Source organism: Mycobacterium sp. NGS40 (assembly GCF_059812735.1).
Genome location: NZ_JCALDG010000001.1, coordinates 573790 through 590626 on the forward strand (window position 1 = coordinate 573790; position 16837 = coordinate 590626).

Below are 16837 nucleotides of genomic sequence, written 5' to 3' on the forward strand. Positions count from 1 at the left end.
AACGGCATCAAATAGCGGGTGCCGAGAAGGAGAACAAGAAACACATGCTGATTTCACAGCGCCCCACACTGTCGGAGGAAATCCTCACCGACAGCCGGTCCCAGTTCGTCATCGAACCGCTGGAGCCGGGTTTCGGTTACACCCTTGGCAATTCGTTGCGGCGCACCCTGCTGTCGTCGATCCCCGGCGCGGCCGTCACCAGCATTCGCATCGATGGCGTGCTGCACGAGTTCACCACCGTGCCCGGCGTCAAGGAAGATGTCACCGACATCATCCTGAACCTCAAGGGTCTGGTCGTGTCCTCCGAGGAGGACGAGCCGGTCACCATGTACCTGCGCAAGCAGGGCCCGGGTGAGGTCACCGCGGGTGACATCGTCCCGCCCGCCGGCGTCACGGTGCACAACCCCGGCATGCACATCGCGACGCTGAACGACAAGGGCAAGCTCGAGGTCGAGCTCGTCGTCGAGCGCGGTCGTGGTTACGTGCCGGCCGTGCAGAACCGCGCTTCCGGTGCCGAAATCGGCCGTATCCCAGTCGATTCCATCTACTCGCCGGTGCTCAAGGTCACCTACAAGGTGGACGCCACCCGTGTCGAGCAGCGCACCGACTTCGACAAGCTGATCCTGGACGTCGAGACCAAGAGTTCGATCACCCCCCGCGACGCCCTGGCGTCGGCGGGTAAGACCCTGGTCGAATTGTTCGGCCTGGCACGCGAACTCAACGTCGAGGCCGAGGGCATCGAGATCGGGCCGTCGCCGGCCGAGGCCGACCACATCGCCTCGTTCGCGCTGCCGATCGACGACCTGGATCTGACCGTGCGGTCCTACAACTGCCTCAAGCGCGAGGGTGTGCACACCGTCGGCGAGCTGGTCAGCCGCACCGAGTCCGACCTGCTCGACATCCGCAACTTCGGCCAGAAGTCCATCGACGAGGTCAAGGTCAAGCTGCACCAGCTGGGCCTGTCGCTCAAGGACAGCCCGCCGAGCTTCGACCCGTCGGAGGTCGCGGGTTACGACGTCGCCACGGGCACCTGGTCCAGCGAGGCGTCGTACGACGACGCGGACTACGCCGAAACCGAACAGCTCTAAAGACCGTCCGGTGACGATGCGGCCGTGCAGCGGCCGATGAGGAACCGGACACATGCAACACCGTCCGTCCCGGCCCTACCTGATACGGGGGTCGGCCGCTAAATAGGAGATAGTGCAATGCCCAAGCCCACCAAGGGCCCTCGCCTCGGCGGGTCGTCTTCGCACCAGAAGGCTCTGCTGGCCAACCTGGCCACGTCGCTGTTCGAGCACGGTCGCATCAAGACGACCGAGCCGAAGGCACGTGCGCTGCGGCCGTACGCGGAGAAGCTGATCACGCACGCGAAAAAGGGCACGCTGCACAATCGCCGAGAGGTGATGAAGAAGATCCGCGACAAGGACGTGGTGCACGCCCTTTTCGCGGAGATCGGGCCCCACTTCGCCGATCGTGAGGGCGGCTACACCCGCATCATCAAGGTCGAGGCGCGCAAGGGCGACAACGCCCCGATGGCCGTGATCGAGTTGGTCCAGGAAAAGACCGTCACCTCAGAGGCCGACCGGGCCCGTCGGGTGAAGGCTTCGAAGAAGGCCGAGACGCCGGCTGAGGCGCCGGTGGCTGCGGCCGCCGCGCCGCAGGCCGCGGTCGAGCCCGAGGCCGCCGAAGGCCCGACCGTCGAAGAAGCGACGGCTCCCGAGGCCGAAGAGACCACGACCGACGCGGCCGAGCCGGCCGCCGAGGCCGAGGCTGCCACCGAGCCCGAGGCCGCCGACGAGGGTGACGAGTCCACCGACAAGTAGCGAAGACGTCCGTCTCAGGCTCGATATCGCCTACGACGGAACCGATTTCGCGGGCTGGGCAACGCAGGCCGGGCAGCGCACTGTCGCCGGTGTCATCGACGACGCGCTGACGACGGTTTTCCGCACGCCGGTAAAGCTATGGGCGGCCGGGCGCACCGACACCGGAGTGCATGCCACCGGACAGGTGGCCCATCTCGATGTGCCCGCCGGCGCCCTGCCTAACGCCTACCCGCGTTCGCCGCGCGTCGGCGATCCGGAATTCCTGCCGCTGCTGCGCCGGCTGGGCCGCTTTTTACCCGCCGACGTCCGTGTGCTCGGAATTGCCCGCGCCCCAGCTGGTTTCGACGCACGCTTCTCGGCGCTGCGGCGTCATTATGAATACCGGTTGTCGACGGCCGCCTACGGCGTGCAGCCGCAGCAGGCGCGCTACATCACCGCGTGGCCGCGGGAGCTGGACATGGACGCGATGAGCGAAGCGTCGCAAGACCTGCTGGGGCTGAACGACTTTGCGGCCTTCTGCCGTTACCGCGACGGTGCCACCACGATTCGCGACCTGCAGCGGCTGGACTGGTCGCGTGACGGCGATCTGATCACCGCGCACGTCGCCGCCGATGCGTTCTGCTGGCAGATGGTGCGCTCACTGGTCGGCGCGCTGCTGGCCGTCGGCGAACACCGGCGCTCTCGAGAGTGGTGTCGTGAATTGCTAAGCGCAACAACACGATCCAGCGACTTCGCGGCCGCTCCGGCGCAGGGCCTGACGCTGGTCGGGGTGGACTATCCGCCCGACGACGAGCTCGCGTCGCGCATCCTGATCACCCGGGATCTGCGCACCCGCTAGCAGTGGGCCTAAGCGCCCCTCAGTCGGCGCGACACTGTAATTTTGCAGACGACACGCCGCGAGACGTCTGCAAAATTACCGGCTCGACGTCTGGGCTCCGCCGGCCCGTTGGGCCTCGAGCAGGTGCTTGGCCTGCTTGTCGGTGGCCAGGCACAGCGAGCAGATGTGCGCGTCGTGGGCCTGGCAGGCCAGCATGTCGGGACGTTCGAAGCCGTGATTGCAGACGTGGCAGGTCAATTCGTCTGCGGCAGGGTTGCCGTGCTCGTCGTACATCGGCACGTCGATGCCGTCGTCCATGCGGCGCAGATAGTACTTGCCCCGCGTCGCGATCGCCAGGACCGGCGGCATCACCAGCGCGACCATGATGGCCACCAAAGGCGAATAGGGCCGCAGCTCGGGGCCGAGCCCGCCGAAGAACGCGACGATCGAGAGCCCGGCGGCCAGCAGCATGGAGCCGAAGCCGACCGGATTGACGGGGTACAACATGCCGCGGCGGAATTCGGGTGCCTTCGGCGACAGGCCCAGCACGTACTTGTTGAAGACGATGTCGGACGCTACCGCCACCACCCACGCCATCCCGCAGTTGGCGTAGAAACCCAGGATCGTGTTGAGGAAGTCGAACATGTTGGCTTCCATCAGGATCAGCGCAATCGTCAGATTCACGGCGAGGAAGACGACACGGCCGGGGTAGTGCTTGGTGACCCGCGTGAACGAGTTGGTCCACGCCAGCGAACCCGAATAGGCGTTCGTCACGTTGATTTTGATCTGGCTGAGCACCACCAAGATCACGGCCAGCGTCAGCGCGAGCCAGTCCGGCATGAAGTTGCGGTAGATCTCGTCGAATTGGTGTACCGGCTGATTCGCGATCGACAGCGAACCCGCCAAGTGGAACACGAGATAGACGGCCAGGAAAAGCCCGACGATCTGCTTGATCGCGCCGAACAGCACCCACCCGGGACCGGCCAGCAACACCCAGGTCCACCAGCTGCGGGCGTTCTGCGGCGTGCGCGGCGGCATGAACCGTAGGTAGTCGATCTGTTCGGCGATCTGAGCGATCAGCGCAAGGCAAACGCCCGCGGCCAGCAGCGCCGAGCCGGCGTCGACGCCGCTGTGGCCTTGCTTACCCGTGTAGGAGAAGAACTCGCCGACCGCCTCGGGATGGCTGATCACCAGGTAGACGAATGGGGCGACCATCAGCACCAGCCACAGCGGGGTCGTCCAAAGTTGAAGCTGGGAGAGGACTTTCATGCCGTAGATCACCAGTGGGAAGACGATCAGTGTGGAGACGGCATAGCCGATCCACAGCGGAATGTGCAGGCCGAGTTGGAGGCCTTGCGCCATGATCGAGCCTTCGAGGGCAAAGAAGATGAACGTGAACGTCGCGAAGATGACGTTGGTCACCACGGAGCCGTAGTAGCCGAAACCACTGCCGCGGGTGATCAGATCCAGGTCGATGTTGTAACGCGCCGCGTAGTATGCCACCGGGAATCCGGTCGCCACGATCACCACCGCGAAAATCCCGATACCGCACAACGCGTTTGCGGTGCCGTAGGTGATGCCGAGGTTGGCGCCGATCGCGAAGTCGGCCAGGTAGGCGATGCCGCCGAGGGCGGAGATCCCCACCACCGCGGTAGACCACCTGCGGTAGCTGCGCGGGGCAAAGCGCAACGTGTAGTCTCCGAGCGTTTCCCGGGCGGCGGCCGGCGAGGTGTCGCGGTCGGTGGCAGCGGTGGTCGTCACGTCTGCATTGTCCGATTGCGCGACGTCAAACGCCAATCGAGGCGCCTGGGAATTGCCTGTGCGCCTGCGGTTTACGGACTAAAGCTTGCCGGCGGCGAATCCCGCCGCCTGATCGACCAATCCCGAGTCGATGTAGGAGGGCTGCAGATGCGACGCCCACACCGCCTTGCCGTTGCCGTTGCAGATCGGGTCGCCGGGGGCGCACTCCTCGATCGTCTTGCCGGCGAAGGCCGGGCTGAAGCCGGGGACCGGGCCGAGCACCCGCTGCGTGCCGTTGCCGAACAACGCGACCGCGGCCACGTGTTGGTCGATGCCCGGGGGCAGCGGGTTCTTGAAGCCGAATGAGGGCTGGGTCACCGCGATCACCAGGTCGGCCGACACCGCGCCGAGCGAGTAGCCGCCGAGCACCTCGCGGGTGTTCGGGCAATGCTTGGCCATGTACTGGACGTGGTTGCTCATGTCGCTGGCGCCCTTGGCCGGATCGACGTCGGCGGGGTAGTTGACCCCGTAGACGCCGACCGGCAGCTGAGTCTTGGCGCGCAGCGAGTTGGCGAACGCATCGCCGACCAGGCCGGCGCCCGGCGGTTCCTCACGGCCGCGGGCGAACACCACCTCGGCGCCCGGGCACGGTGGTCCCGCCGAGGCCACCGGAGCCAGCGTCAAAGCCGAGCCGGCGATCATGCATGTCGCGAACAGTGTGTTGCCAAGCGGTCTAACCCCCATGAGCCGATGGTACGCATTTTCGGCGGGTGTTAGTGAACGGCCGTGATCACTCCGCGATCGCGGTGTTACCGGATCTTTGTGCCGCTAGATCTTGCCGGCGACGAAATGTGCTGCCTTATTGGTCAATCCGGGCACGTAACCGAGGTGGGCCGGCCACGAGTTGCCGTTGGAGCAGATCGGGTCGCCGGGGTTACACAGGTTGAGGATCTTACCGCCGAAATCGGGGCTCAGGGCCGTCATCAGATTGCCGGCCCGTCCCGACGGATTCCCGAACAGGGCCACCGCGGCGACGTGGTCGGCGGCATCGGCCGGCAGCGGATCGCGAAAGCCGAGGGCGGCTATGGGTGCGGCGGTGACGATGTCGATGACGGCGGCGCCCTGCGAGTAGCCGCCCAGCACCAGCTTGGTGTTGGGGCAGTGGTCGGCCATGTGCTGGATGTGGCCGCTGGCGTCGTTCGCCCCGTCGGTCGCGGCCAGGAAATCGTCGTTAGCCGGGTAGTTGACACCGTAGGACCCCACATTGCGGTCGGTCTGAGCGCGCAGTGCGGTGACGAAGGCGCCGCCGACTTTGCCGAGTCCGGGGGGCTCGTCGGTTCCGCGGGCGAACACCACCTCGACGTCCGGGCACCCGGCAAACGCACGCGGGATCAGCGGAGACCCGAACACCATCGCGGCGCCCACCACCAGTGCGGCGACCACCAAAAGGGAAAAGTTATGCGCCCGTGATCTTTTCGCGGCAAGGCTCATGCCGCGATAGTACGGGTTGTTGATCGCGCGTCAGTGAACGGCGGCAACCACGTCGGTCTGGGGAACCGTGGGTCCGGGCGCCGACGGGGCCGGTGCTTGTGGTGCGTAGCTGGGGCTCAACGGGCCGGGCGTCGGCGAGCCGGGACCCGGTGCCTGCCCCGGCATTTGCGGGCCGTAGCCGGGCGTGTTGGGACCAGCACCCGGAGCCGACGGCCCGTACCCGGGCATCGACTGGCCGGTGCCGGCCAATTTGGACGCCACGAACTGCGCCGCCTGAGTGGTATAGACGGGGACATAGCCCTCGGTGTGCCCGCTCCACTCGTTGCCGGGACCGGCGTGGCAGATCGGGTCGTTGGGGTTGCAGTAGTCGACGGCTTTGGAGCCGAGCAGTGCACTCTGGCTGGGCAGCGTGCCGCCCGCGCGGTCGGCCACGTCACCGAAGGTGACCACGGCGGCGATGTTGTCCGCGTACTGCGCCGGCAGCTTGTTGCCCCAGCTGATGCCGCCGATCGGGACGCCGGCCACGATGTCCATCACCGACGCGCCCTGCGAGTAGCCGCCCAGCACAATCTTGGTGTTGGGGCACGTTTCCACGCTCTTCTTGACGCGGTCGATAGTGTCGTTGGCCCCGTCGCCGCCGTGCAGCTGCAGCTTGCTGGCGGCGTAGTTCACCCCGTAGGGCAGGATGTTCAAACCGGTCTGCTGGCGCAGCGAGTCGACCAGTGCGTCACCGACGCGGCCCAGGCCGGCCGGCTCGTTGGTGCCGCGGGCGAAAATCACCTCGACGTCGGGGCAGTCGAAGGCGCGCGCGACGGGTGCGCTCGGTGTGGCGAGCAGGCCCGCAGCGACGACCAGGGCGGTTGCGCCCAGGCCCGCGACGCGGCCGGCCAACCGCACGCTGCCCTCCCGACGGGTACGGATGCGGTGAAAAATCACGCGTCAATTTTACCCAAATTGTGACCTCGCCAAACCTACGCGGCTGTGGATGACCGGCGGCGCGAGGCGTTGCCGCGCGGTTACTGTGACCAGCGGATTCGCGGACTTTGGGAGGCCAATGCCCCACCGATCGACGACCTGGGCGCAGGTCAGCGGTTATCGGTTGCTGCTACGTCGGGTTGAAGGCGCACTACTGAGCGGCGCCGCCGGGGCGTCCGATCAGCCGCTGCGGGCGCGCACCGGCCCCCTGACGGTGGGTTGCGTGCTGGCGGCTGTCGCGGCGCTGGGCTGTGCATTCATCGGGTTGCTGCGGCCCCACGTCCGCCTGGATCACGCCCAGATCGTGATGGGCAAGGAGACCGGAGCGCTGTATGTGCGAGTCGGCGATACCTGGCACCCGGTGCTCAACCTGGCCTCGGCGCGGCTGGTCGCGGCCACGGATGCCAATCCGCAGCCAGTGCCCGAGTCCGACTTGCGCGGCACCAAACGTGGTCCGCTGCTGGGCATTCCGGGCGCACTGCAGCTTCTCGGTCCGCAGCTGTCCGGCAACGATGCGGTCTGGACTATCTGCGATTCAGAAGGTGGAACTTCCACCACGGTGATGGTCGGGCCGCCCAGCGCGGCGTCGGCCCATCGCTTGGCACGCGATCAGGCGGTGCTGGTCGCACCGGGTACGGGTTCGCCGGTGTACCTGCTCTACCACGGTGAGCGGGCCGTCGTGGATCTCACCGACACCGCGGTGGTGCGCGCGTTACGGCTGGAGGGCCACCCGCCAAACGTCGTCTCGCAGTCCCTGCTGAACTCGATTCCGGAGGCGCCGCCGATCACGGCTCCGCGAATCCGGGGCGCCGGAGGCAGGGCGGCCGGACTGCCCGACTTTCCCGTCGGCAGTGTGCTGCGTATCACACGCGGCGACGGCGACGAGTACTACGCAGTACTGGGCACCGGAGTCCAGCGCATCGGCCAGGTAGCCGCGGATCTGATGCGGTTCGGCGACTCGCGCGGCGCTGCCAACATCATCGCCGTGGCACCGGACGTGATCCGGGGCGCCCCGATCGTCGACACGCTGCCGGTGGGGACGTTCCCGGAACGCGCGCCCGGGGCCGACGGCCTGATCGGTGCCACCACCGTGTGTGTGAGTTCGGGAGCCACCGCGTCGGGTGCGGCGATCCTGACCGCGAGTGGCTTGCCGCTTCCGCCCGGCCAGGTCCCCGTGTCATTGTCACAAGCAGACGGCCGCGGCCCCGCACTCGATGCTGTCTACTTGCCACCCGGCCGGAGCGGCTACGTGCGGGCCAACGGCGGGGCGGGCACACGCTATCTCGTCATCGACACCGGTGTGCGGTTCGCGATTCACGACGACGACGCCGCCCGTGACCTTGGTCTGCAGACGGGCCCTGTTCCGGCGCCCTGGCCGATGATCGCGGTACTTCCGTCCGGGCCGGAGCTGAGCAGGGCGGGCGCGTCAGTCGCCCGCGACACCATCGCGGGATCCTGGTAGCCGTCGCTTGGCCGCACCGACGATCAGCGCGCACATCAGAGCGACCAGGCAGATGGCCGCACCGCGCAATGCGGTATCCCGCGCAACAGAATTCGCCGGCTTCGGTGCCGGCGTGGCGATCGCAACGGGCGCCGGCAGGGGTTTGACGACATTGGCGGTCGCGGCGGAGTCGGTGCTCACCGCGGCAAGTACGTCGATGGTGCCGCTGCCGACGAGCGGATTCCATCCCCCGGACGGATGATGTGCGGTCGACTCGATGCGCTGCGTCACCTGCCGCGCCGTCAGCGCGGGAAACCGGGCCCGGATCAACGCGGCCAGTCCGCTGACAACCGGTGCGGCGTAACTGGTCCCGGACAAGGGCGTGGAGCTCAGCGACGTCACCCCCTGCCCGATAGCGGCGACGTCGACCCACGGACCGGCAAGAGTGAAGGCCGAGGGCGTTCCGTCGGCGTTCACCGAACCGACGGTCAGCACGTAGTCGTCGTACCAGGCCGGACTGACCGCGACCGAGATGGTCTGCCACGTCGCATCCGGGCGCTGGGCCGGGCACTGTCCACCGCCGCCGGCGTTCCCGGCTGCGGCGACCACGACGGCGTTCTTGACGTCGACGGCATAAGCCAGCGCGGCCCCCAGTGCCCGGTCGTCGAGCGCCGACGTGACCGGAACGCACGCCACCGACGAAATGTTGATCACCGACGCGCCCAGGTCGGCGGCAGTCCGGACCGCTTTCGCCATGGTGTCTACGTCGCCGATGCCCGAGTTCGACGGGTCGCTGGCCGGTGCGAACTTCGAACTGGACTGCCGGATGCTGATCAAGGTGACGTCGGGCGCGACGCCGCTGAAACTATCGGCTGTCGAATCGGCTGTGGCGGCGATGATTCCGGCGACCAACGTGCCGTGGGCGTCGCAGTCCTGAGTGCCGTCGCCGGTGAATACGTAGTCGCCGCCCGGCACCACTTCGGGCAACCGGCGATGACGCGAAACCCCGGTGTCGATGACCGCGACGCGTTGGCCCGCGCCGCGGGTCAGTTGCCAGACGTGCGGTAAATCCAGATCTGAGAGCTGGTTTCGCCCCGGACCCGGGTCCCCGGTCACCATCGTGCAGACCTCGCGTTGCAGCGTCGGCCTCGTGGGTGCCGGCAACGCCGGCTTCGGCAACAACCGGTCGTCAACCTCTGGCGGTGAAACCGCTTGTGCCGACGGCATTCCCCAGCTCGATAATGCCGTCAACACCGATATCGCCACCAGTCGGACGAGACGCGACGTCCTCAACTCCATGTCGGATGCAGGCCGCGGGCGGCGTCGTAAAGGCCGCATATCCAACAGGCCAGTGGCACAGTCGCGATCAGCACCACGCACTCCAGCACCTCGACGCATTGTCGCGCGACGGCTGACGGCGCTACCCGCGGTGCTACGAACCCGAGGTATATCGCGCCGGCGACCGACAATGCCGTCGCCGCGGCGATCCACGTCCCGCGCTCCGGGGCCCTGAGCGCGGCAATGCCGAATGTTGTTCCGATCGTGGCCATGCCGGCGATGGCGCTTACCAACGTCCTCTTTTTGTCGACCGACGTGGCGCGCAGCAGCAGTAGTGCACCGGTGGCTACCGCCAGCGCGGCGCACCCCAGCCGCGGTGTGCCCGTCGCTGCGGTGACGATGGCGCCGGTGGCCGCCGAGAACGAGAACACGGCTTGCAGGCTGGCCAACCAGGCATCGGCACGAACAGCGTTGGCGGCCACATCGTCTGGAACTGGTTGGGGGTCGGCTGGCTTTGGCGACAACCCAGCCAGGACGAGCGCCACGCGTGCCGCAACCGCGAGTAAGCCAAGCGATACCAGCGCCAACACCGCACCGACCACCTGCGACGGGACGTCGGTGATCAGACCTCCGAACGCTGCGACGGCAACGATCACCGCGAAACACGACACCGCGGTCAATGTTGTTTTTCCGCAATCGGACACGCGCATCGCCAGCACCGCGGTGACCGCGGCGGCCGCAGCCGCCAGAAGCACGTGGGGCAGGCCCGGGGGGCCGGATACCGCGAGAAAGCCCGCGACTGCGGAGAATGCCGTAGCGACCAGGCTCAGCGTGAGGGCGGCCATCGCGTCCCGGTACGTGCGATTCGCGCGCGCCGCCAGTATCACGGCCGCGAACGCGATGAGCGCAGCGCTTCCCGCGGTGTGGCTGTGATCACGGACAGCGTTGGCGGCGAGGGTGTTTCGAATGAGTGCCAGGCATCCGATGCCGCTGAGACAGCCGGCCCCCACGGCGGCGGTAAGACGCGTTGCCAGCTCGTTTCGAGACGAACTCCACCTCCCGCCGTCCAGCGTGTCCGACACAGCCGCTGCTACGTCGTCGTATCGCACTGTGGGTGGCGGTGGTTCAGACCGGCTCAGGACCAGCACATCGCCGTCGCGGATACCGCCGCTCGCCAGCGTCGTGGACGAATCCAAGGTCGCCGAACCCAGGATCGACAGCTGGTACCGGGTAGCGATGGGAGCGCTGACGCCGTGGGCTTCAAGGGTATCGACGATAGGCGGCAGCAGAGTGGCAACCGGTATCTCGGATGGCAGGGCCAGGTCGACAATGGCGGTGCCCGCATGCACGGACACGCGGCGAAGCGCCGGATCGGATACAGACAACGCAACCTCTTCAGATTCGGATGGTCCGGACGTTAAAGCAGTTTCGAGTCCTCGGTATTCGGCCATCCACAAGTGAATTGCGGCCAATCCCGGCTCTGCTTACCGTCGTCGCACGCGGAAGGGGCGGGATGACTGAGTTGTTCGTGCCGGTGCAGCGCCGGCTACCGGCGCAAGCCGCGACCGCGGACATCGTCGTCGCCGCGCCGCCGGAGCTGCCGCAGGCGACGACACCAAGTCTGCCGATGCGCCTGCTGCCGGTTGTCATGTCCGTCGTAACCGTCGCGGTCATGGCACTGGCCTTCTCCGGTCCGACCGTTACCCGCAACCCCGGATTCCTGGCCTTCCCGGTGATGATGCTGGTGTCGATGGTGCTGACATCGGTCGCGCAACGCGGCCGTCGGCAGGGTAACGAGATCGGCGCGAACCGTGCCGACTACCTGGGATATCTGACACGCCTGCGTCGATCGGTAACTGAAATCACTGCAGCACAGCGCTTTTCACTTAATTGGAGTCACCCCGACCCCACCGCGTTATGGACATTGATCGGTGGCCCGCGGATGTGGGAGCGACGAGTGACCGACCCCGACTTCTGTTCGGTGCGCGTCGGCATCGGTACTCAGCCACTTTCGGCCAAGCTGGTAGCCCCTGAAATACCCGCCGGGCAGCGGCCGGATCCGGTCACCATCGCGGCCGCACAGCGCTTCGTCCGGACACACGAAACGATCGCGGACGTCCCCATCGTCGTTCCCCTGAACCCAACAGCGTCGGTCATTGTCGATGGTGATGTGGCCGAGGTGCACGGACTGCTGCGTGCGATGATTTGTCAGCTCGCCGTGCTGCACCCTCCGGATGGGTTGCTGATTGCCGCTGTGATTGCGGATTGTACACGGGCCCAATGGGATTGGTTGAAATGGTTGCCGCACAGCCAACACCCGACCGCGAAGGATTCGATAGGCAGCGCGCGAATGCTGTTTGAAAGCCCTGCGGAGTTGCGGCGCGCACTGGCCGGCACCGAACTGCCGGCACGCGCGGTGGTCGTCGTCGACCAGCAGGGGCTCGGCGACGCAGACAGCGCTAGCGCTATCCCGGGTGCGACCATCATCGAGACGGGCCCCGGCCTCAGCGGCTCGCCGTTGACCATTCGGATCTCCGGCGCGGTGCACGCCTTGACGTACCCCGACCGGATGAATCCGCTCGATGCGGAGATGTGTGCGCGCCGTCTTGCCGCCTACCGGGCAGGCACCGCGTCTCACCCCGGTGGCGATTCAGGCTGGCCAGGACTGGTCGGTCTTGACGATGTCGCCCGCTACAACCCGGTCATGGTGTGGCGCAGCCGCGATCACCGCGCTCGGCTTCGCGCTCCGATCGGAAGAGCGCCGGACGGAGTTGCTCTCGAACTCGATATCAAAGAGGCCGCCGAAGACGGCATGGGGCCGCACGGGCTCTGTGTGGGGGCGACCGGGTCGGGCAAGTCGGAGCTGCTGCGCACCGTCGCACTGGGCATGATGGTACGAAACTCTCCGGAAGTGCTGAACCTGCTCCTCATCGACTTCAAGGGTGGGGCAACGTTTCTCGACTTGGCTCAGGCCCCGCACGTCGCCGCGGTCATCACCAACCTCTCGGAGGAAGCACCGCTGGTCGCGCGGATGCGAGACGCATTGGCCGGTGAGATGAATCGTCGCCAGGAGTTGCTGCGGACGGCGAAGTGCTCCAGCGTTGCGGTGTACGAGCAGGCCCGTCGGGCCGGTGCGACGATCACTGCCCTGCCGGTGCTGTTCATCGTTGTCGACGAGTTCTCCGAGCTACTCAGCCGGCATCCCGATTTCGCCGATATGTTCGTCGCAATCGGTCGGCTCGGCCGGTCACTGGGCATGCACCTATTGCTTGCGAGCCAGCGCCTCGACGAGGGTCGGCTGCGTGGGCTGGAAGCCCACCTGTCCTACCGCGTGTGTTTGAAGACATTGTCCGCCAGCGAATCACGAATCGTCTTGGGAACACCCGACGCATACGAGCTGCCGAACACTCCCGGAGCAGGCTTGCTGCGCTGCGGCAGCGGCGAGCTGATCCGCTTCCAAACCGCATTTGTGTCAGGTCCAGACAGCTCGGCGCGTGGCGTCGCCCCCGCGCTCCCGCAGCTGCCGGCAGCGGTGCGGGCGTTCACCGCACACGCCGTCGGACCGATCACCCGCGTCCCCGAGGCAGGCGCGTCGCCCGCACCCACCATCTTGCGGACTGTGCTGAACCGGCTGTCCGGGCACGGGCCGGTTGCGCACCGAGTGTGGCTGCCCCCGTTGGGTTTGGCGCCGCCACTGGACCGCCTGCTGCGCGATGCGGGAACGGGAAGCCTGAGTGTGCCCATCGGCATCGTCGATCGTCCGTTTGAACAGTGCCGGACACCGCTGATGGTCGACTTATCCGGAGCGGCAGGCAATGTCGCGATCGTGGGCGCTCCCCAAACGGGCAAGTCGACAGCCCTGCGAACGCTGATCACCGCGCTGGCGGCCGCGCACGATCCGGGGCGGGTGCAGTTCTACTGTCTGGACTTTGGCGGTGGAGCGCTCGCGTCGCTGCGCACGCTGCCGCATATCGGCACGATCGCGAGCAGAGCCGAACCCCGGCTCGTCGCGCGCATGATCGCCGAGATCGAATCGATCATTCGCGCTCGGGAGGCCGAGTCGTGCGTGCAGCGTGCTGACGTGTTTCTCGTCGTCGACGGCTGGGCGGGTTTGCGTGATGAGTTCCGGACTCTGGAGGAATCGGTCACTGCTGTTGCGGCCCAGGGGTTGTCGTTTGGGGTGCACGTCGTGGTATCGGCCTCGCGCTGGGCCGAGATCAGACCCTCGTTGAGGGATCAGATCGGCACCCGCATCGAACTGCGGCTGGGCGATCCGGCCGATTCGGAGCTTGACCGCAAACGAGCGCACGAAGTGCCCCGCGACCGCCCGGGTCGCGGTCTGTCCCACGACGGTCTGCACATGGTCCTGTGCCGCCCGATTGACGCCGACGAATTGCGATGCCGCCACGGCGAACTGGCCGCCCCTGCCATACCGCTGCTGCCCACGCACGTCGACCACTGTGCCGTCGTCGAGTCGGCGGCCGGCGAGGGCGACACGCAGATCCTCCTTGGGCTTGAGGAGCGTCGATTACGGCCCGTAGCCGTTGATTTCGACCGGAATTCGCATCTGCTGATCCTCGGGGAGAACAAATGCGGAAAGACCACCGCGCTGCGGACTCTGTGCCGCGAGATTGTTCGGACGAAGACGGCCGCACAGGCACGACTAATGATCGTCGACTTCCGGCGCACCCTGCTCGGCGTCGTCGAGTCACAACATCTCGGCGGCTATGCCATGTCGCCAACCGCGCTCAGGACACTGATCCCGGACATGCTCGACCTGCTGCAGCGGCGGATGCCTGCGCCGGACGTGACGCAGGCGCAGCTGCGAGCCAGGTCATGGTGGTCCGGTCCAGACATTTATGTCATCGTCGACGACTACGACCTGGTCGCCGCTCCGGCCGGAAATCCGCTGCTGGACATTCTCGAATACCTGCCGCATGCAAAGGATCTGGGATTGCACCTCATCGCTGCCCGGCGCAGCGGGGGTGCGTCGCGCGGATTGTTCGAGCCTCTGCTGGCGGGGCTGCGGGAGATCGGCTGTATGGGACTGATGATGAGCGCGCGACCGGATGACGGCTCGCTGTTGGGTGCGGGGCGTCCGGCGCGGTTGCCGCCGGGGCGTGGCGTTCTGGTCAACGACGCCGGCGACGAACAGGTCATCCAGGTGGGCTGGAGTCCGCCACCATGAACGGGCATCACGCGACTATCGCGGCGGGCCCGGGGATGGTTCACCGTCTGTGTTGTGCCACAAGCACAGTCGCCGACGGGACATCGGAGATACTCCACGCGGCTTTGAACGCGATTGACGATCAGGTGGCGTTGGTCGACGGATTGCCGGTGGCCGTCGATCGGCTGTGGCGCCGTGGGCTGCGGTCATTGGACTGTGGGAATCCGCAGGCGCGGAAAGCGATCCGGATAGTGCATCCGTCCTGGTGGTCGTCGTCGCGGGTCGATGTGGTTGCCGCCGCGGCCGCGGCCGTGTCCGATGACCTGGAGGTGCGCCCGCGGTCGTGGTTGATTCGCCGGGTGTCGAAGGTGGAGCCGGAAGTGCCGGTGGTGGAGATCGCCGAACGGCTGATAGCGATCGTGGGTGACGATGTCGTGGCCGTTGCACGCCGGGCGGATCCGCAGAGCGTGGTTGAAGAGGTGGTTGGTCTCGTCGACGAAATGACCTGCGGGACAACAGCAACCGTGCTGATCGATCTGCCTGATAGCGTCACCGGCGCCCGAGAGCTTGCAACGTTGCTCGCCGGCGGCTTGCGCAGACGCGGACAGAGAACAGTGCGGGTGGACGACGCCCGGCTATCTCGGTTGGCGTTGTCGGCGACTTCCGACGTCGATCAGGCGCCGCCTTCGGGCGTCGATCCCGGTAGGGTCCAGTCCCGCATCCGGATGTTCGCGGGCCTGGCGGCTGCCACAGTCGTGCTGGCCGCGACGGTGCCGGCGATCGCGGTGGGCGGTCATCGCGGCGTGGACCCGGTGGCTGCGGCGCCGACGACAATTCTCGTGGAAGGCCGGGTTGCACTGACGGTGCCGGCGAACTGGACGACGCAACGGGTGATCGCGGGGCCGGGTTCGGCACGACTGCAGGTCACGTCGCAGTCGGATCGTGAGGTGGCGTTGCACATCACCCAGTCATTGATTCCGGACGAGACGCTCAGCACCACAGCCGACCGGTTGAAGCTTGCGATCGACGGCGAGCCCGCGGGGGTGTTTGTCGATTTCAATCCGTCCGGGTTTACCGCGGGACGCCCCGCGGTGACGTATCGCGAAGTCCGCGCCAGTCATCACGTGCGATGGACGGTGTTAGTCGATGGCCCGGTTCGGATCAGCATCGGATGCCAGAGCCGGCCCGGTGGTGAGGACGCCGTTCGCGACGTGTGTGAGGAGGCGGTGCGGTCAGCCCACGCGATCGCATGAGCCGTCGCGACGGGGCGGGGAAATTGCAGGGAACCAAACCGCGGCGTGGGTGGTCGTACTTGGTATCGGAGAGGAAGGAGAAGGGTGACTACACCGCCAGGTGCGAACACGCTGAGCACCGATTTTGATCTGATGCGCTCGGTCGCCGGCACGACGGACAGCCGCAACGATGAGATCCGGGCGATGCTGCAGGCATTCATCGGCCGGATGAGCAGCGTGCCGCCATCGGTCTGGGGTGGGTTCGCGGCCGCCCGGTTCAAGGACGTGGTGGATCGCTGGAATGCCGAGTCGTTGCGGCTGTATCACGTGCTGCACGCGATCGCGGAGACCATTCGGTACAACGAGGCCACGCTGCGAGATGCCGGCCTGAACCATGCCCACCACATCGGCGTTGCCGGCGGCGATCTGTGAAAGGACATTCCGGTGGACCCAGTGCTGTCCTATAACTTCGGCGAGATCGAACACTCGGTGCGCCAGGAGATCCACACCACCTCGGCTCGTCTCAACGCGGCGCTTGACGAATTGCGCTCGCAAATCGCCCCGCTGCAACAGCTCTGGACCCGCGAAGCGGCCGCCGCCTACCAGGCTGAGCAGCTCAAATGGCACCAGGCGGCCACCGCGTTGAACGAGATCTTGGTCGACCTTGGAAACGCGGTGCGCGACGGCGCCGACGAGGTTGCCGACGCCGACCGCCGGGCGGCCGGCGTCTGGGCAAGGTAGCGCACCCATGAGCCACTGTGCGGTCCCGGCGGAAGGAGAGCCGTCGGGACCGCACAGTCATTGCTATCGATTGGCGTTAGTATCGTGGTTCGTTAGTATCACACCGTGATCCACTCGTGCGGCGGGGTGCTT

14 protein-coding genes are annotated in these 16837 nt (G+C 66.8%); 8 read left to right on the forward strand and 6 right to left on the reverse strand.

Features of this window, described 5'->3' with window-relative positions; genetic code table 11:
- The first annotated feature begins 11 nt into the window (after positions 1 to 11).
- The 3 genes from AC5Y5O_RS02920 (at position 12) to truA (ending at position 2661) form a co-directional block, all read left to right on the forward strand.
- Positions 12 to 1088, forward strand: a complete 1077-nt coding sequence (locus AC5Y5O_RS02920; protein WP_279304457.1) for a DNA-directed RNA polymerase subunit alpha — start codon at positions 12 to 14, stop codon at positions 1086 to 1088.
- 117 nt (positions 1089 to 1205) lie between these two features.
- A complete protein-coding gene (rplQ, locus tag AC5Y5O_RS02925; RefSeq protein WP_096284887.1) occupies positions 1206 to 1823 on the forward strand; it encodes a 50S ribosomal protein L17 in 618 nt (205 codons plus the stop codon).
- Positions 1801 to 2661: a tRNA pseudouridine(38-40) synthase TruA gene (truA, locus tag AC5Y5O_RS02930; protein WP_165796301.1), complete on the forward strand. Its 861-nt coding sequence runs from the start codon at positions 1801 to 1803 to the stop codon at positions 2659 to 2661. Before rplQ ends, truA begins: the two co-directional genes overlap by 23 nt.
- A 75-nt stretch (positions 2662 to 2736) precedes the next feature.
- On the opposite strand, the gene AC5Y5O_RS02935 is transcribed toward truA, so the two are convergent.
- From AC5Y5O_RS02935 to AC5Y5O_RS02950, 4 genes are all read right to left on the reverse strand, one after another.
- Complete coding sequence (locus AC5Y5O_RS02935) at positions 2737 to 4401, reverse strand: purine-cytosine permease family protein (RefSeq protein ID WP_500023627.1); 1665 nt, start codon at positions 4399 to 4401, stop codon at positions 2737 to 2739.
- Between the two features lie 78 nt (positions 4402 to 4479).
- On the reverse strand, positions 4480 to 5124 hold the full coding sequence (locus tag AC5Y5O_RS02940) for a cutinase family protein (RefSeq protein ID WP_096284892.1): 645 nt from the start codon (positions 5122 to 5124) through the stop codon (positions 4480 to 4482).
- 84 nt (positions 5125 to 5208) lie between these two features.
- Positions 5209 to 5871 carry a cutinase family protein gene (locus AC5Y5O_RS02945; protein ID WP_096284894.1) on the reverse strand — a complete coding sequence of 221 codons (663 nt, stop codon included), beginning with the start codon at positions 5869 to 5871 and terminating at the stop codon, positions 5209 to 5211.
- A 30-nt stretch (positions 5872 to 5901) separates the two neighbouring features.
- Positions 5902 to 6768: a cutinase family protein gene (locus AC5Y5O_RS02950; RefSeq protein WP_207768514.1), complete on the reverse strand. Its 867-nt coding sequence runs from the start codon at positions 6766 to 6768 to the stop codon at positions 5902 to 5904.
- A 157-nt stretch (positions 6769 to 6925) separates the two neighbouring features.
- Between AC5Y5O_RS02950 and eccB the strand changes: the two genes are divergently transcribed.
- A complete protein-coding gene (gene eccB / locus AC5Y5O_RS02955; protein WP_500023630.1) occupies positions 6926 to 8308 on the forward strand; it encodes a type VII secretion protein EccB in 1383 nt (460 codons plus the stop codon).
- Here eccB and mycP read toward each other — a convergent pair.
- Together mycP and eccD are read right to left on the reverse strand one after the other, a co-directional pair.
- On the reverse strand, positions 8273 to 9586 hold the full coding sequence (mycP, locus tag AC5Y5O_RS02960) for a type VII secretion-associated serine protease mycosin (RefSeq protein WP_103175398.1): 1314 nt from the start codon (positions 9584 to 9586) through the stop codon (positions 8273 to 8275). The genes eccB and mycP overlap by 36 nt on opposite strands.
- Positions 9577 to 10920, reverse strand: a complete 1344-nt coding sequence (gene eccD, locus AC5Y5O_RS02965; RefSeq protein WP_279304383.1) for a type VII secretion integral membrane protein EccD — start codon at positions 10918 to 10920, stop codon at positions 9577 to 9579. Before eccD ends, mycP begins: the two co-directional genes overlap by 10 nt.
- A gap of 158 nt (positions 10921 to 11078) precedes the next feature.
- Between eccD and eccCa the strand changes: the two genes are divergently transcribed.
- From eccCa to AC5Y5O_RS02985, 4 genes are all read left to right on the forward strand, one after another.
- Entirely contained in the window at positions 11079 to 14753 is a 3675-nt protein-coding gene (eccCa, locus tag AC5Y5O_RS02970; protein WP_096284900.1) for a type VII secretion protein EccCa, read from the forward strand.
- The gene (locus AC5Y5O_RS02975; protein WP_096284902.1) at positions 14750 to 15985 is read left to right on the forward strand and encodes a type VII secretion-associated protein; all 1236 of its coding nucleotides are present in this window, start codon (positions 14750 to 14752) and stop codon (positions 15983 to 15985) included. The genes eccCa and AC5Y5O_RS02975 overlap by 4 nt, the downstream gene beginning before the upstream one ends.
- A gap of 84 nt (positions 15986 to 16069) precedes the next feature.
- Entirely contained in the window at positions 16070 to 16396 is a 327-nt protein-coding gene (locus AC5Y5O_RS02980; protein WP_096284904.1) for a WXG100 family type VII secretion target, read from the forward strand.
- Positions 16397 to 16402: 6 nt separating this feature from the next.
- Positions 16403 to 16705 (forward strand): WXG100 family type VII secretion target, encoded by a 303-nt coding sequence (locus AC5Y5O_RS02985; RefSeq protein ID WP_096284906.1) that lies wholly within the window; start codon positions 16403 to 16405, stop codon positions 16703 to 16705.
- Positions 16706 to 16837 lie beyond the last annotated feature (132 nt).